17 protein-coding genes are annotated in these 15,955 nt (G+C 52.3%); 6 read left to right on the top strand and 11 right to left on the bottom strand.

The window, feature by feature from the left end:
* Positions 1–2: 2 nt before the first annotated feature.
* Both K1Y77_RS04925 and K1Y77_RS04930 read right to left on the bottom strand, forming a co-directional pair.
* On the bottom strand, positions 3–191 hold the full coding sequence (locus tag K1Y77_RS04925; protein WP_030070148.1) for a hypothetical protein: 189 nt from the start codon (positions 189–191) through the stop codon (positions 3–5).
* 61 nt (positions 192–252) lie between these two features.
* The gene (locus K1Y77_RS04930; RefSeq protein WP_030070149.1) at positions 253–1,122 is read right to left on the bottom strand and encodes a D-hexose-6-phosphate mutarotase; all 870 of its coding nucleotides are present in this window, start codon (positions 1,120–1,122) and stop codon (positions 253–255) included.
* A gap of 159 nt (positions 1,123–1,281) precedes the next feature.
* Here K1Y77_RS04930 and K1Y77_RS04935 point away from each other — a divergent pair, with 159 nt between their 5' ends.
* The 4 genes from K1Y77_RS04935 (at position 1,282) to K1Y77_RS04950 (ending at position 6,232) form a co-directional block, all read left to right on the top strand.
* The gene (locus K1Y77_RS04935) at positions 1,282–1,524 is read left to right on the top strand and encodes a GlsB/YeaQ/YmgE family stress response membrane protein (RefSeq protein WP_264430626.1); all 243 of its coding nucleotides are present in this window, start codon (positions 1,282–1,284) and stop codon (positions 1,522–1,524) included.
* Positions 1,525–1,797: 273 nt separating this feature from the next.
* Positions 1,798–4,263, top strand: a complete 2,466-nt coding sequence (locus tag K1Y77_RS04940) for a DUF1266 domain-containing protein (protein ID WP_264430628.1) — start codon at positions 1,798–1,800, stop codon at positions 4,261–4,263.
* 106 nt (positions 4,264–4,369) lie between these two features.
* Entirely contained in the window at positions 4,370–5,008 is a 639-nt protein-coding gene (locus tag K1Y77_RS04945) for a C40 family peptidase (RefSeq protein WP_030070152.1), read from the top strand.
* Between the two features lie 36 nt (positions 5,009–5,044).
* Positions 5,045–6,232: an MFS transporter gene (locus K1Y77_RS04950; RefSeq protein ID WP_030070153.1), complete on the top strand. Its 1,188-nt coding sequence runs from the start codon at positions 5,045–5,047 to the stop codon at positions 6,230–6,232.
* Here K1Y77_RS04950 and K1Y77_RS04955 read toward each other — a convergent pair.
* Genes K1Y77_RS04955 through K1Y77_RS04975 form a run of 5 tightly spaced genes read right to left on the bottom strand, consistent with a single transcriptional unit; the run spans position 6,189 to position 11,044 of the window.
* On the bottom strand, positions 6,189–6,833 hold the full coding sequence (locus K1Y77_RS04955) for an ABC transporter ATP-binding protein (RefSeq protein ID WP_030070154.1): 645 nt from the start codon (positions 6,831–6,833) through the stop codon (positions 6,189–6,191). The genes K1Y77_RS04950 and K1Y77_RS04955 overlap by 44 nt on opposite strands.
* Positions 6,826–7,680 carry an ATP-binding cassette domain-containing protein gene (locus tag K1Y77_RS04960; protein ID WP_264430632.1) on the bottom strand — a complete coding sequence of 285 codons (855 nt, stop codon included), beginning with the start codon at positions 7,678–7,680 and terminating at the stop codon, positions 6,826–6,828. The genes K1Y77_RS04955 and K1Y77_RS04960 overlap by 8 nt, the downstream gene beginning before the upstream one ends.
* Positions 7,681–7,695: 15 nt before the next feature.
* Positions 7,696–8,496, bottom strand: a complete 801-nt coding sequence (locus K1Y77_RS04965) for an ABC transporter permease (RefSeq protein ID WP_264430633.1) — start codon at positions 8,494–8,496, stop codon at positions 7,696–7,698.
* Positions 8,493–9,473, bottom strand: a complete 981-nt coding sequence (locus tag K1Y77_RS04970) for an ABC transporter permease (RefSeq protein WP_030070157.1) — start codon at positions 9,471–9,473, stop codon at positions 8,493–8,495. Before K1Y77_RS04970 ends, K1Y77_RS04965 begins: the two co-directional genes overlap by 4 nt.
* A complete protein-coding gene (locus tag K1Y77_RS04975; RefSeq protein WP_264430635.1) occupies positions 9,464–11,044 on the bottom strand; it encodes an ABC transporter substrate-binding protein in 1,581 nt (526 codons plus the stop codon). Before K1Y77_RS04975 ends, K1Y77_RS04970 begins: the two co-directional genes overlap by 10 nt.
* Positions 11,045–11,163: 119 nt before the next feature.
* Between K1Y77_RS04975 and nikR the strand changes: the two genes are divergently transcribed.
* Positions 11,164–11,565 carry a nickel-responsive transcriptional regulator NikR gene (nikR, locus tag K1Y77_RS04980; RefSeq protein WP_030070159.1) on the top strand — a complete coding sequence of 134 codons (402 nt, stop codon included), beginning with the start codon at positions 11,164–11,166 and terminating at the stop codon, positions 11,563–11,565.
* 71 nt (positions 11,566–11,636) lie between these two features.
* Here the strand turns inward: nikR and K1Y77_RS04985 are convergent, their stop codons facing one another.
* Complete coding sequence (locus K1Y77_RS04985) at positions 11,637–12,119, bottom strand: FKBP-type peptidyl-prolyl cis-trans isomerase (protein WP_009722554.1); 483 nt, start codon at positions 12,117–12,119, stop codon at positions 11,637–11,639.
* A gap of 178 nt (positions 12,120–12,297) precedes the next feature.
* Here K1Y77_RS04985 and K1Y77_RS04990 point away from each other — a divergent pair, with 178 nt between their 5' ends.
* Complete coding sequence (locus K1Y77_RS04990) at positions 12,298–12,579, top strand: hypothetical protein (protein ID WP_030070160.1); 282 nt, start codon at positions 12,298–12,300, stop codon at positions 12,577–12,579.
* Positions 12,580–12,720: 141 nt separating this feature from the next.
* On the opposite strand, the gene K1Y77_RS04995 is transcribed toward K1Y77_RS04990, so the two are convergent.
* The 3 genes from K1Y77_RS04995 to K1Y77_RS05005 form a co-directional block, all read right to left on the bottom strand.
* Positions 12,721–13,188 carry an outer membrane lipoprotein gene (locus tag K1Y77_RS04995; protein ID WP_030070161.1) on the bottom strand — a complete coding sequence of 156 codons (468 nt, stop codon included), beginning with the start codon at positions 13,186–13,188 and terminating at the stop codon, positions 12,721–12,723.
* A 298-nt stretch (positions 13,189–13,486) separates the two neighbouring features.
* On the bottom strand, positions 13,487–15,085 hold the full coding sequence (locus tag K1Y77_RS05000; RefSeq protein WP_030070162.1) for an isocitrate lyase: 1,599 nt from the start codon (positions 15,083–15,085) through the stop codon (positions 13,487–13,489).
* Between the two features lie 447 nt (positions 15,086–15,532).
* The gene (locus K1Y77_RS05005) at positions 15,533–15,955 is read right to left on the bottom strand and encodes a GNAT family N-acetyltransferase (protein ID WP_264430640.1); all 423 of its coding nucleotides are present in this window, start codon (positions 15,953–15,955) and stop codon (positions 15,533–15,535) included.

A 15,955-nucleotide genomic window follows, 5' to 3' on the forward strand; every position in this document is an offset into this window, starting at 1 on the left:
TATCAATTCCTTATTAATACAACCTGGGAAAGCATGGGTAAGGTGGCGATAATAAATCCCACCACTGCGAGGCTATACCCTGGCCAGCGGCGCTTCATTTTCTGAGCAAGTGTTAAACCAATTAAGCATACCACCATGCCGATGAGGTTAAAGGCAAGCGTGGCAGCCTCCAGCCATTGCTGTGGATCCATCATGTCTCCCGTGAAAATATTTGGTTGCCTTGATCATAACAAAGCGTTGATGAACCGAGGGTTAACCGCGGCTTAATGTCGTACCTAGCAGGTGTTGTGCACCGGGGACTAGCCATACTGGGTCTAGGCGGGTGTTAGCAGCTTCGACGCACAAAAAATGACGTGCCGCGTCGGCAGGCGTATCGGTGGGCAAATCGCTGTCTGGGTGCCACACTACGGTTGAATCGCTGGATTGTTTGGCAATACGAAGAGTGCGCTTTCCATCGTTCAACAGTACGGTCTCGTTGGTGTGATAAATACGGTCGACGGCGCCGCGAACGGCCAGTGTGCCCTGCTGTTGGTCTTCTGCAAAGCCGCGCAGCTTGTCTAGGTAACGTGCGCCAGCCAACCCTTCTATACGGCACTGGTGTACATCATGGACAGCCACATAGGTATGAAGTGCACCGCTGGTTTTGACCGGTGCTTCACCAATATTTTCGCTGATCAATTCGACGTTCAAGCGTTGGGCGTTAGCCTGAATGATAACGCGCGCGGTTAGCTGGCTATGTAAGGAGTCAACAGGAGAGAGGTGAACTTCAATACCTTCAGCATGATCATCAACCGCATCTAAGCGCCACTGAGCGTGACGAGCAAGCCCGTGGAAAGGGCCGTTACGGTCAGGACTTTCATCGGCATAACGCTCATCGCCAAACCAGGGCCAGCACAACGGAATACCACCACGAATCGCGCCAGGAAGCGCCTGTGGCGTGGGTGTAACCCAAAGCCAGCCAGTGTCACCGTCGGGTTGAAAGTGCAATACTTGTGCGCCCTGTAGACTCACCGCCATTTCTCCCCAAGCCATCTTGAAAAGCACTATGTCGCGCCCCTGCCAAGTTACCTGTTGGTGGCCGTCTATATCAGACAGTAATTGCTTGAGAGAATCGGGAATCATAGGGTTTCCTTATAAGAGCGGGCATCAAGTAGGCAGAACAGTTGCGCCGTGTGCTATGGTAGGACAAGCAATAGTTATACGTAAAACACTGCGGATAAAACGTTGCAGTTAAGATGTTATAGGTAAAACCCTGACGAAAGTGAACATCAAGGAGGCACTATGGGCTTTATTGCGTGGTTGATTATTGGTGGTTTGGCTGGCTGGATCGCTGGCAACATCATGCGTGGCGGTGGTTTTGGCATTTTAGGCAATATTGGTGTCGGTATTGTTGGCGCACTGCTCGGCGGGTTTTTATTTAGCTTGTTAGGTCTGCAAGCGGGTGGCTTTATCGGCTCGTTGGTGACCGCAACTGTCGGTGCAGTTGTGTTGTTATGGATAATCAGTAAAGTTAAAAGCACTTAGCGTAGCCAACCTAGTGCATTATTTGCTGCCCGGCCCTGTGCCGGGCAGCGCTGTTTTGAGCGCTTGGTTTTAGCCTCGTTTTAACGCTTCTTCTCTATCGGCCTTAGCGCCACTTTCCGTTACACTATGTCCTTTTGGCGACGTCCTTTTAGCGATGCCCTTTTGACGATGTCGCTATAGCGACGTCTCTTTTTTTTAAGTGGCCTCTCCTAGTAGGCTACTCCCCTTTTTTATAGCGTTTATTAATAGCTTCCTATTTCTTAGAGGTGTCTTTTGGCCGATGCACTGAATGCCTGGTGGGCTCAACAGCTTGTGCTGTGCGATTGGGCCTTTACGCCGCATCCACTAACGGTGGATGCGGGAGCAGCCGAACAACGTCTGCTACAGCTAGGTATTGCACACCGTGGCGAGCTGGCTGATCAACTCTTTTTCGCCCTCGATGCCCCAGCCAGTGAGGCTGATCGACTATTGGGGGCGCTAGAGTGGACAGCGCTAGCAGGCGCAGCAGGCTGGCTGACACAATTTCAGGCGCAAACGTGGGCACACCATATTACCCGCCGTATTACGTCTGATTACAGTGACCTGCGTGCTTGGCTTTCCGATCTGCGCCGTGCGCTTGGCGTGAAAGGGTGGGAAACAGGTGCAGATGACCGGTTTATTGATGCCTGCCAAGCATTAGCGGATTTAGAAAGTGAAGGCGAAGGCATTACGTGGGAAGCCCTTGTAACCGCCTTGGCTCAGTTGCCTGAACCGCAGGCGCTATGGCCGGAAGACCCGTCAGCACAGCCGTGGCGACTATGTGCACTATTTCGTTCTATAGTCAGCTATCCAGCAAGTACTGCTGACTGGCCTGATGCCACCCAGTGGCTGGCGCGCATTTGGCAAGTTCACGACCGGGATCAGTTGCTTGAAGTAATGCTGTGGCTAAGCGCCCAGGGAGAGCGGCAGAGTTGGGACATCGAGGCCCGTGAACTGCTCACGATGGATCATGCTCAACGCCAAGAGTGGCAGCGGAGTGCTGTTGCAGATGCCCCTTATGCACCTGTGTTGACCACATTTGTTAGTCAAGGGGAGCCATTGGAGTGGGCCGCGTGGGATTGGCTACGACTGGTGGAGTTGGCATGGGCAGGCGCTTGCTGTGGCTGGTTAAGCCAAGCGGAGGCTGATGATCTCGCAGCGCATGCGGCTGACTTAATAAGTCGGCGCTACCATGATTGGTATGCGGTGCTGAAAGCTTACATGCGCGGCCAAAGCCTATTTGAAGGGGTGGATCGGCGTGGTATGACGCCTAGTACTCGACATAAGCTGCTGACGCAGGCGCTTCACAGTCCGTGGAAATGTCCGCTAGGAGCATTGTTGAATGAGCCAACGCTGAGCGCTTCTCGCGAACGTATTAAACAGTGGAGAAATACTTCTCATCATTGGTTACTGGCCCTGGCTAGCGTGCGAGAGCCTGATGTGATGCTACGTCAGTTGAATCCATCAGCGCCTATTTCAGAGCAGCGCCGTGCTGAGGCGGCGGTCTATCTTCAGGATTCGTTAGGTCTGCATGCTGACGAGGGGCACCAAGCACTAGCGCGCTACTGGCTGCCTGCCCAGGCCCACCATCTTAATCAGCTTGCCGCAGATGCCGTTCATGGCGTAATGCCGCCGTCGCAGACACCTTTTGGTCAACCTACGCCTGACGAGCTAAAGCAGCGTAACGCCGTAAAAGGGGTTAGCCGTCACGCTGCTACTATCCATATGGCAGAGAAGTTTGCGTTCTACCTACACATGGCGCTGGATAGCAGCCTGTTTGAGCGTGAACCACTGATGACGCATGCCAGTGCGTTGCGGAGTTGCCTGTGTCGCTTTTATGCCACGCCAAAGCGTTTGCTAGAAGCATGGTTTGCCTGGGAAAGCTGCCTACCAGAGCCGGAGCACGATTCATTAATCAACGAAATTGCCTGGCACTTAGAAGACCCCGGTAGTCTTTTTCATTGGTTGAATTGGCGTCCTGATGCATGGTGCGAACCTGGCGAGCGGCCAACGCTTAGTCATTTTACGGCCATGTCGTTGGTTGGGCCTCTCAATAGTGCCGTGTGGAGCGAGCCTCAAGTGGAGAGTCCCAGAGAGTGTGCTGATATCCGTGAGTGGGTAGAAAGCCATTATCATCTGACGAGTGCTGATGACATGCAGGACTTTTTGACCTTCATGCTGGAATCTGGGGATCGTCAGGAGTACCAGATTAACTATGCGCCTTACACACTTAACCCTGAACGTTTAGATGCCGAAATCGCTATTTTAGAGTCGGGTGAGTGTGCCGAGGAGGAGCGTCATCATCTGCTTCGTTTACGCAGGGTACAAAGTAATGAAGATGGTTGTAATGATGTTGATATGGCTGCTTGGGACATTGCTCAATTAGTTGATCTCGCAATTGCCGCGCGCCAGCTGGGTTGGTTAGACCGCCAAGCGTTTGCTGACGTGTTGGATCGGGCTTATAAGTTGGCGGCTGACCACTATTCTGGCTGGCAAGAGTATTCAGCGGGAATGTACGCTGGTTTTTCATTTTTTATGGGCGACACACCTGAGCGAGAAAGTTTTCTGGCGGGGTTTCGACAGGCATTAGTCGCGTGGTTATGTGGTGCGCCTATATTGGCTGGCCCTTGGGCGAGTCTTGATTTTCCAGGTAATAAACCGCGTCATTTTGCACCGCTGCATATTGATACGCTGCCAGGCGATCAGCGAATCTTGCATTGAGGCTCGCCAAACATAGAGTAATTAGCTTATAGTCCTGGGTTTGAAAAAATGAGTTTTTTCATCCTTTTTTTTGTTTAAACAATTTTACTTTTACGAGGTTAATCACATGGTTGCGTCGCCACACCCCGCTGTGACCGCTGTCCGTGTTGTAAGTGTTTGTGCTGTTGTCGCTGTTTTAGCTGGTTGTGCGGGCTCTGCCTCACGCCAGGGCATGGAGCCACCCGAGAATTATTTCTCAATGGCGCTGCCGGGATTGGCAAAAGGTGAAAACCTCGCAATGTCTCCGGTCAGTAACGCCACTGGCCAACTGCGTAGCCTTCAGACGCCGCCACCTACGATCATTCGTCAAGCACTGTTAGAACAGCACCAGCGCTGGGCTGGGACGCCATACCGTATTGGTGGAACCTCGGAGCAAGGTATTGATTGTTCTGCTTTGGTCAGAAATGTTTTTCGTGACACATTCAATTTAGAGTTGCCACGCTCAACCTATGATCAAGTACATGAGGGACGCCCGATCGACCGCCAAGAGCTGCAGGCGGGCGATCTGGTCTTCTTCCGCCCCCCAGGTCAATATAATCATGTGGGCATTTATGTAGGAGATGGCCGTTTTCTACATGCCTCTTCTTCCAAGGGAGTAATGATTTCCCGTCTGGATAATAGCTACTGGCAGCGCTACTATTGGCAGTCTCGCCGCGCGCTAGAGCCGACCAACCTTGCCCAGCTAGGTAGTCGCTACACGCCATAAATGTCTGCTATCAGTGCTGCATAACGTGGACATCGCATGATTGAAGCTAAAACGCGCGCCTGGTGGCGCGCGACAGCGGCCCTTTGTTTGGGGTCGTTTCTTGTTTTTATTAACTTATATGTCCCGCAACCGCTGCTGCCCGGGCTAAAGGATACCTATGGGGTATCTACTTTGGGTGTCAGTTTTTTGATGTCTGTTTCTACACTTTCCCTTGCCTTTGCGCTGCTCATATTTGGTCCCCTTTCTGATGCGATTGGCCGTGAAACTATTATGCGCATTACGCTGCTAATGGCAGGCGGCCTCTCTATTGCGTTAGCGTTTGCGCCTACCTTTGAAAGTTTATTACTGCTGCGTTTACTGCAAGGCTTTGTGTTGGGCGGGCTGCCTGCCGTTGCTATTGCCTGGATGGGGGATGAGTTTGAACAACATGCCTTACTCAGTGCGGTTGGCTTGTACATAGGTGCTAACTCGTTGGGCGGTATTAGCGGTCGTATCGTGGGAGGGGGCGCGGCTGCCTTAGGTGGTCCCTCAGCAGCGTTTTTAGCTGTAGGTATTATGACGGTAGTAGGGTGCGCGGTCTTTTGGCGCCTGTTACCCAATAGCCGAGCTTTTACGCCCAAGCGTTTCAAATTTCGCCAAGCAGCTGGTGATCTGCTCGGGCATCTGCGCACGCCGGTGCTGCTAGCGGCTTATTGCCTGGGCGGTATTAATTTTTTAATTTTCATTAATCAGTACAGCTATATTACCTTTCGTTTGGCTGGCGAGCCTTATCAATTGGCGGCTAGCAGTTTGGGGCTAATTTTTCTTACGTATCTGGGAGGGACATTCGGGTCCACGGTATCAGGCCGGTTGGCTGGACGCTTTTCACCTGCGAGTTGCATGAGCATAGGCATCATTATTTTGATGCTTGGGACAGCGGTAACGCTGGTCGATTCACTGCCGCTGATTATTGTTGGTCTCACCATTAACGCGTTTGGGTTTTTCTTAGCGCATTCGCTGGCCTCTAGCTGGGTGGGCCGCTATGCCCAAGGTGCTAGGGGCAGTGCCTCAGCGCTTTACCTGGTCTTTTACTACCTTGGGGCAAGTGTTGGCGGGTTCTGGCTAGAGCCATTTTGGCGCTGGGCGCAGTGGCAGGGCGTCGCGATAGGGTCTTGGCTACTGCTTTGCGTCACGTTAATCATTAGCGTTGGTTTATGGCGCTTCGAGCATCGTGAACGGTACTAAGCGTACCTTGGGCTAAATGGAAGCGTTTAGAACACAATCGCCCTAGCAGCGCCGCGTCATGGCTAATTACTAACACGCCAAGTCGCTGGCGTTCTGCAACCTTTCTTACCGCCTGCCATAGTTCTACTTGGGTGATAGGGTCGAGCATAGTCGAGATTTCATCAGCGATCAGATAGCGCACGCCTGGGGCTAATGCCCGCAATACGCATACCCGCTGTAATTCTCCGCCAGATAAGGTGCTTGGAAAACGAGATAGCCAATCAGGTTGGATGCCAAAGTCCTGCATCAACGACTTAGGAGGGCACCATGCTTCGCAGAGTAATTTCTTTACTCGCCAACGTGGGTTGGCCGCAAGTTCTGGTGATTGCGGCAGCCACTGTACCGGCCGCAGCCCACGAGAGAGCAATGGTTTATCGTCGGCATAAATCTCACCCTGTTGTGGCCGCAGTAAGCCAGCTAAGAGTTTTCCTAGCGTAGATTTGCCTGCTCCTGAGTCACCGCTTAGTCCCAGCCACTCTCCCCGTTCAAGCGATAGCGAAAGTTGCGTTAACAGAGGTGCTTGTGAATGAAAGCCAAAGGTGATGTTTCGTGCATCAAGCAACGGTTAGCTCCTTAGGCAGGTCGATGGCATCAGCACGGGTGGTGCTTTCGTCAGCACGTACCTGAGTACTAAAGGTGTTGTCGGGTAGAGCGTTCCATAGCGCGCTGGCATAGGCGCTTTTAAGCTGCTCCCCAGTGCCTTGAAAGGCACTGGCAGGGGTGGTTTCAATGCACTGTCCCTTGCGCAGTATGGTTACGTGGTCGGCAACGGGTAACGCATGGCGCAAATCATGGGTAATTAGCATGATTGCCTTACCCTCAAGCGCTAGCGCCTTAAGAGAAGCCAATACACGATCGCGCTGCTGAGGATCCAAGCCTACGCTAGGTTCGTCGGCAATAATCAGGCTAGCGTTACCTATTTGAGCCATGGCGGCTAAAACACGCCGCGCCATACCGCCTGAAAGCTGGTAGGGGTATGCCCGTTGGGCGTGCTGATTTAGCTGATAATGATTTAGTGCACGCTCTGCGCTGAGCCAAGCGGCTGTTTTGCTTTGCCCTGCTCGACGAGCTGCCCAGCTGACTTGCCGTTGGCTGCTAGCGAGAGGGTCTAGAGCATTTAGCGATTGCGGAATGAGGGCCAGTTGGCGGCCTCTTAGCTGGCGCTGGCGCTCAGTAGTCAACCGTGTATTTTTAAAAAATAGCTGCCCGCTAGTTTTTGCCCCTTCCGGCAGTAACCCCATAATCGTATAGGCTAGCAGGCTTTTTCCTGCGCCCGATGCGCCGATCACCGCATGTATTTCACCGGGTTGTAGGCTTAATGACAGGTTATCAATGCAGGTGGACCACTCTCTTCTCCACCAGTGCTTGTAGTAGGGCAATTGCAGCGTCAGGTTTTCTAACCGCAGCATGCTAATTTCCTCCCGTTATAGGGCACGACGCAATTGCGCCGCTAAACGATCAATCGATAGCACCATCAGCAGTAACCCTAGGCCCGGGAAGACCCCTAACCACCAAAACCCCCCGGTTAAGTAGCGCATGGCATCGGCTAGTAATACCCCAATAGCGGGTTGGGTAGGGTCTAAACCCACGCCCAGAAAAGTCAGTGCGGCTTCATGCAAAATGGCGTGAGGAAATAACAACAGCGCGCCAACAATGCACTGGGGGAGTACATGGGGGAGTAAGTGGTGTACTAAAATAAAGCGGCGGCTTTTTCCTAGTGCCTGGGAAATGGCGATATAGGGGGCTTGTCGTAGGGAAAAGAGTTCCGCCCGCAGTATCCTGGCTAACCCTGGCCAGTGAGTAAGTGCCACCGCAATAATCACCGCCTGTGTGCCGCCGCCCAGCGCAAACGCCACCAACAGTAGCAGTATAAGGTGTGGGACACTTAACAGCGTGTCAATCAGCAGGCTAACGAGAGCGTCTAACTTGGTTGAGAGTGTAGCCAGTGTGGCGAGCGTTAACGCAATGAGTGTGCCGAGTAGGGCAGCGCTTAGCCCGACCCAGAAGCTGAGCCTTAACCCAGCCAGAGTTCGCGCCCACAGCTCACGCCCAAGAGCATCGGTGCCCAGCCAGTGATCGGTGCTCGGCGGCATAAGGCGCGCATCAAACTGCATGTGTGCTGCGCTATGTCCTGCCCACCATTGGCTACTTATTAGCCACATCAGCAATATCAGTAGAAGACCAATATAGCCAGCGGCAGCTAAGCGTGGCTGGTTCATCCTCATGGCTGTTCCTTTGCCATGCGCGGGTCGATAAGTGGGTACAGGCTATCTGCGATCAGGTTTCCGACACTTACAAACAGCGCGGTAAACAGTGCTATCCCAAGAAGTAGGGGAACATCGCTGCGAAGTCCTGCTTCAATGGTGGCTTGACCAAGGCCTGGGTAGGCAAATACCTGCTCAATTAATAGGGAGCCGCCAAACAACTCACCCAGTGATGCGAAAGCGAGTGTTAGTGCTGGGAGGCTGGCATGACGTAGGCCATGACGCCAGGCGATATCAGATCGGCTGGCCCCTTGAGCGAAAGCGTGGAGGGCAATGTCGGAGTTCATCAGCGCTATCATGCGTGCGCGGGTATGAAGGGTGATGGTGGCAATACCTAGCAGAGCCAGTGTCGTTATCGGTAGTACTAAATGGTGTAATCGCGTCAGCGTGCTAACGTCTTGGTTGAGTACGCCTACAGGCCCGGCGCAGCAGGTTGGGGTCCAGCCGAGATAAACGGAGAACAGCATTACTGCCAGCATGCCAAGCCAAAAAGCAGGTGTTGAGGCGATTATATAGGCGTAGCCACTAATCAGCCGGTCAAGTAATGAACCTTCTTTCGCACCCGCGATGATGCCCAGCGCAAAGCCGACAGCCAACGACATTAGCCAAGCGCTACCCAGCAAGAGAAACGAGCGTTGGAAACGCTGAGTGATAACCTCGCTAACCGGTTGATTGTAGATATGGCTCCAACCTAACTCGCCACTTAGCAATTGGCTTAGCCAATGACCAAATTGAACGGCAGGCGAGGCATCAAAGCCCCACTTTTCAGCGATCAAGTCGCGCTGCTCAGGGCTGACCTGTGCCATTTGTGGGCCAAGGTAGGCATCCACAGGGTTAATTGGTGAGAGCATGACTAACCCAAATGACACTGCAGCGACGCATAGCAACACCAACGCTAGCCGTAGTAGGCGGCTTGCTAGTGTCTGAATCAACCGCACGTCCATCGCCACTCAAGCAGGTTGGCGGTAATCGGCCAGCCGTGGCCGTGAGGAGCAATGCCTAACTCTCCAAGATCCAGACAGGTGTTGGCGGCATACACATGGGTGAGGTTAACCAACCATGCCCAACTAGCATCACCTCTAAATCCATAGCCTGTATTGCCATCCCACTGGGCGGCTTGCCAGTGACGGTTAGCTTCTTCTGCTCCAGCGGCTGCTTGAGCAGCCTCTAAGTGACTATCCACTATTGGGTTTGTGTAGTAACCACTGTTATAGAAGCCAAACCCTGCGTGCTGGCTATGAAACAGGTAGTACACTTCTTGTGGGCTGTGACTACCAAAGCCAAATACAATGGCGTCTTGGTGCAATGCTTCACGCTGTATTTCGTCCCAGTGAAGGCCAGTCGGCTGCATCTCAATGCCCAGGGGGCGTACCATCTCGGCGCTTACCTGAGCGAGTAGTTGGCGAGTGGTGTCACTGACGGAGTAGGTCAGCCGAAAACGGGCGGGCTGGCCGTTTTTATAGCGTAGCCCGTCGGAACGGCGCTCCCAGCCAGCTGCATCAAGTATTGTATTGGCACGATCACTGTCAGGTGCTGTAAAGGCTTCGTCATCAAGGCTCCAGGGTAGCCCATCGGCAGGGCCAAACGCGGGACGGCCAAAACCGTTCAGAGCAACATCTACTAGCGTTTCGCGATCCAGTGCCAGGTTGATAGCTTGGCGAATGGCGAGATCAGACGTTACATCGTTACCGATAGGAGCGCCAGACGCGGCCTGCTCGCCTGTGGCAGGCTGCATAGGAAATAAAATACCTCGATTATCAACGCTTTCCATGACGATGCGCTGCATATGATTTGGCAGGTTGGTGGCAAGCGCTGGTGGTACCGCAGCAAGGTCAAGCTGCCCGGCATGGGCCGCACTTAACGTAGACTCCTCGCCAGTAAATACAAACACTAGTCGTTCAAAGGCCGGTAAGGGGCCATAGAAATAGGGATTCCGCTCAACAATTAGTTGCTCACCCTCTTGCCATTCGACTAGGCGATAAGGGCCTGAGCCAAGCGGTCGTCTGCCGTAATCTTCTCGATAACCGTTGTCTCTACTAGCGTTAGGAACGATGCCGAGCGTCATTAGCTGATCAATAAAGGTAATACGCGGCGCGTTTAAAGAGATTTCTACGGTTGTGTTATCAATGGCGCTGGCTTTGTTTAGAGCACTTAAATCGGCTCGGCCGCCAGCTTGCTTGGCGGCATTAAAGGTGTAGACAACATCTTTGGCAGTCAGCGGTGTGCCGTCACCAAAGCGGGCATCATCGCGAAGAGTGAGCGTCCAGGTGAGTCGATCTTCTGACAGTGCCCATGCGGTTGCTAAGCCGGCTTCCGGAGAATGATCATGGTTACGTGTCAGCAGCGTCGATTGAAAAAGCGGGCTACCGTATTGGCCCCAGCCCAACAGTGGGTCGAAGCCCTGTTCGGGTTCACCACCTATCGCCAAAACTAATTGATCTTTGCTGAAGGCGGGGGAGCTAAGCGCTACGCACGTAGCCGCCAGACCCAGTAAGATAGTGCGACGCATTAGGCACCCCAGAAACCGACCGTATGATGTTTTTACAATAACATCATACTTTGAGGGCTGGAAGTCACGGCGGCGCCGCACTTGGGAAGTGTAGTGGCATAGTGAGTTGAGGAGAGAGTATGCAACGAGTAACGGTAACGCTGGATGAAGACCTGCTGAGCGAGGTTGATGCATTGATGCATGCACGCGGCTACCAAAACCGCTCAGAGACGATACGCGATTTAACACGGAGTGGGTTAAAGCAAGCCAAAGAGGAGGTTGCGCCCGAAGCGCCGTGCATGGGGGCGCTCGTTTATGTTTACGATCATGCAGCGCGGGATTTATCGAAACGCTTAACCCGACACTCTCATGATCATCATGATCTAACGCTATCGACGCTTCATGTGCATATTAATCAGGATAGCTGTCTGGAAGTGGCGCTATTAAAGGGACAGGGTAGCGCTTTAAAGCAGTTTTCTGATGAAGTGACATCGTCACGTAGCGTGCGCTATGGCCAGTTAGTGATTATCCCTGAGGAGTAAAGAGGGAAAGTGGAGGAGCGCCCATTAAAAAGGGCGGCCCTAGGCCGCCCTTTAAGCACGCGATCAGCAACTTAGTGCTCTACGCCGCCTTCGCCGTGCACGTGACCGTGCTCGACTTCTTCCTGGCTTGCTTCACGAACGGTCGCAATCTCAACGTCAAAGTTAAGGTGCTGACCAGCCAGTGGGTGGTTGCCATCAACCACAACTGTGTCGCCTTCCACTTTCTTGACGGTAACCATTAGCGGGCCGCCTTGAGTCTGAGCTTGGAACTGCATGCCTGGCTCAATGCTTTCAACACCTTGGAACGCATCGCGAGGTACTTCTTGCATCAGCTGTTCTTGAACTTCACCGTAGCCCTCTTCTGGGGTTACTTTTACGTTCAGCTTATCGCCTTCGGCACGGCCTTCGAGTTCTTTTTCCAGACCCGGAATAATATTGCCAGCGCCGTGTAGATACGTCAGCGGCTCACGGCCTTCGGAACTGTCTAGCACTTCACCTGCATCATTGGTCAGGGTGTAGTGGAACGCGACAACCGAGTTTTGCGCAATTTGCATTTAATAACCTTTCGGTGAGTGCATGTCCCAACATGGTAACGCGTGAGAGCTTGCTTGTCAGGGGGTAAGCAGGCTTTTTCCACCTACCACACCTTTGGCGCTATTGCGCCACGGGGTAACCGGGGATACCCTACGACAATCTTTTTTCCCCCTAAGACAACCTTCACTGGAGTTGGTTATGACGATCTTATTGATTTGGGTTATTGCTTTTGTGCTAATTGCCTACTTTGCGAATAAACGCTGGGATAATGGTGTAAGCCAGGGATTGGATAAAATGCTACCTGGCGTATTAAAAACCCATGGGGAGAACCGCTATCTGTGGGTAATAGCATTAGCTGTACTGGGGGCAACTACCTTGATTCGCCCTGTCGACATCCTTCTTGTCGTTATCTTGCTGGCCATCATCGGCTTGATTATTGCTAAACTTGCCAACTGGGCCAGCAATAAAGTGACCCACTAATGCATTCAAGTGATTGACTAAAACATGCCTTGTTAATCGTTAACAAAGGCGAAAAAATGCCCGGCCAAATTGATTTGGCCGGGCATTTTTCTGTTACAGCGCTAACTACATTATTGAATGGGAGTGCTTGGTCAAGTGTGCTTAGTAGGGAGCTACGCTCAAGTTAGCGCCACTACCAATCAAGCGAACACGTTGCCCGGCTTGATACTGACGGTCAGCGCTCTGTACTACGATGACGTCGGTGCCATCATCACGACGGATTTCCATTTCTAATGCATTAATACGGTTTGCGCGGTCTTCTGCCGCAGTACCAGCAATGGCACCACCCAATGCGCCCGCGACGGTGGCTAACTGACGACCAGAGCCGCCACCTACTTGGCTACCCAACAGGCCGCCGATGACAGCGCCGCCGCCGCCGCCCAACAAGTTGCCTGTACGGCTGTCAGCCTGGATTTGTACAGGACGAACCGCAACGATGGTGCCATAGGTGACGCTTTGGCCTGTTTGCGCTTGATTGCCACGGTATACATCACCTGAATAAGGCGCAGTGTTTGCACAGCCTGCCAGCGTGAGAATGCTCAATGCTGCAATCGGTAGTAAACGTTTCATTCAAACCTCCAGTGTGTCTTGACCCGCATGGCTGCAGGGCAGCTGCGATGGCGATGCGTTGGTTAGTTATAGAACAGTGTTCGCTAAAGATAACCTAAGCGATTAGATTTGACTAGCTAACCAGAAAAAAGATCACTTGTTAAAGTGTAGACAAGTATTAAGAAAGCAATGTGTAAAAACCGGCACGATGCTTAATGGAAGGAGTTTAGGAAGGTAAGGGAAGAGTGTTCTTGATATAAAACGACAAAAAACAGGGGGCTTTAGCCCCCTGTTGTGTTCTGCAAACTTAACGTTGCGTTTAGCCGAACTGGTTCATGGTGTTGTCTTTACCGCCGGCTTTAAGGGCTGCATCACCGTGGAAAAACTCTTTATGATCGTCGCCAATGTTAGAGCCAGCCATGTCCTGGTGCCGTACAGTAGCGATGCCCTGACGAATTTCCTGGCGCTGTACTCCTGCAACGTAGGCCAGCATGCCTTCGTCGCCAAAGTAACCTTTTGCCAAGTTGTCAGTGGAGAGTGCGGCCGTGTGGTAGGTCGGCAGCGTGATCAGGTGGTGGAAGATACCTGCTTCACGAGCGCCGTCACGCTGGAAGTTACGTGTCCACTCATCTGCTAGCTGACCAAGCTCGGTGTTGTCGTACTCAACACCCATCAGCTTGTCACGCTGGTAAGCAGACACATCTTTGCCTTCTTTTTCCCAGGCATCGAATACTTGCTGGCGGAAGTTCAGCGTCCAGTTAAACGACGGTGAGTTGTTGTAAACCAGCTTCGCATCAGGCACAACATCGCGGATACGATTAACCATGCTGGCGATTTGGCCAACGTGGGGCTTCTCAGTTTCAATCCACAGCAGGTCGGCACCGTTTTGCAGGCTGGTGATACAGTCAAGCACAACGCGGTCTTCGCCGGTACCTGGTTTGAACTGGTAGAGGCCTGATGCCAACCGTTTTGGCTTAACTAGCTTGCCATTTTGCTTGATGACTACGTCGCCGTTATTGATATCGCTAGCATTTTCGATGACATCGCCATCCAAGAAGCTGTTGTACTGGTCGCCCAGATCGCCGGGTTCATTGGTGACTGCAATTTTCTGAGTAAGACCTGCGCCTAGCGAGTCGGTACGCGCCACGATAACGCCATCTTCAATGCCAAGCTCAAGGAAGGCGTAACGCACTGCATTGATTTTAGCCAGGAAGTCTTCGTGGGGAACGGTGACTTTGCCATCTTGGTGGCCGCACTGCTTCTCATCGGAAACCTGGTTTTCAAGCTGGATACAGCAAGCACCCGCCTGGATGAATTTTTTGGCCAGCAGGTACGTTGCTTCGGCATTACCAAAGCCAGCATCGATGTCAGCAATGATCGGTACGATATGCGTCTCGTAGTTGTCGATTTTGCTGATCAGCTCTTGTTCTTTAGCGCTATCGCCTGCTTCTTTAGCATCATCCAGGGCACGGAAAAGGTGGTTAAGTTCCCATGCGTCTGCTTGCTTCAAGAAGGTGTAAAGCTCTTCAATTAGATTAGCGACCGACGTTTTTTCATGCATTGACTGATCGGGCAGCGGGCCAAATTCAGAGCGCAGGGCAGCAACCATCCAGCCTGAAAGGTAAAGGTAGCTACGCTTGGTAGTACCAAAATGTTTTTTAATGGAAATCATTTTTTGCTGGCCAATAAAACCATGCCAGCACCCCAGAGACTGCGTGTACTTAGACGTATCAGCATCGTAGGCTGCCATGTCTTCACGCATAATTTTTGCCGTGTAACGTGCAATGTCCAAACCGGTATGGAAACGGTTCTGAGCACGCATGCGTGCAGCGTATTCAGGTTTGATCGCTTCCCATTTGCCGCCTTGAGCTTCGCGCAGTTGGGCCATTGCTTTGATATCGTCGAGCAGTCCTGACATAAGCTGTTTCCTCCGGGGTCGTGATAGCTATTCGCAAGTTAGCTTATTCTTATGCTGCACCTGCGAAGATGTGTTCAGCATTATCGAAATTCACCGCGCTGTCTCTACGCCAATTGTCTCAGAGCAAAACGTCTCTTAGCCAAACGTCGCATCAAAGAGTAACTGTTGTTGAGGCGCTTCTTTAAACGTCGATTACAGCGTTTTCAGTTTGGCGACGTTAAAGTTTTCGCCATAACGCTGCGGTGCAATAACTATCAACGAGAACGGCAGGTTCAACAATTGTCACTTGGGGGCAGAAGGGGTTGTAGCTCGACTACAGGAGCGTAGTAAAACGCACTGTTTGTGTAGTCGTTTTTCGTCAGATGAGCTGTAAATAGGGTAAAAAAAAGCGCCACATGGTTAATGGCGCTTTCATTGTTTGATTGCAACGGTGGTGAAAAAGGAAGATTACAGCGTTAGTGACATCTCCCGATGAGGTATTCCAGCATCCATAAAGATGTCGCCATGCGCTATAAAACCTAAGCGCTGATAAAAGGCTAGGGCGTGTAACTGAGCGCTCAGTGCTACATGGTGATGGCCAGCTTCTTGGGCAGCCTGTATGGCAGCTTCCATGAGTTGATAGCCAATGCCAGCGCCACGCGCGCCATCTACTACCGCAACACGCCCAATATGGCCGTCGGGTAGCAGTCGTGCCGTTCCCACTGGCTGACCCTCAAAATAGGCGATGAAATGGCGACACTCTTCGTCACGGCCATCCCATTCTTCCTCTTGCGGTACGCATTGCTCTTCGATAAACACCACGCGGCGTATTTCGGAGGCTTCGTCCTTTAGCGTACTCCAATCACCGTTAATGATTGTTGTCGTCGACAC

The sequence above is a fragment of the Halomonas qaidamensis genome, from assembly GCF_025917315.1.
Lineage (GTDB): Bacteria > Pseudomonadota > Gammaproteobacteria > Pseudomonadales > Halomonadaceae > Vreelandella > Vreelandella qaidamensis.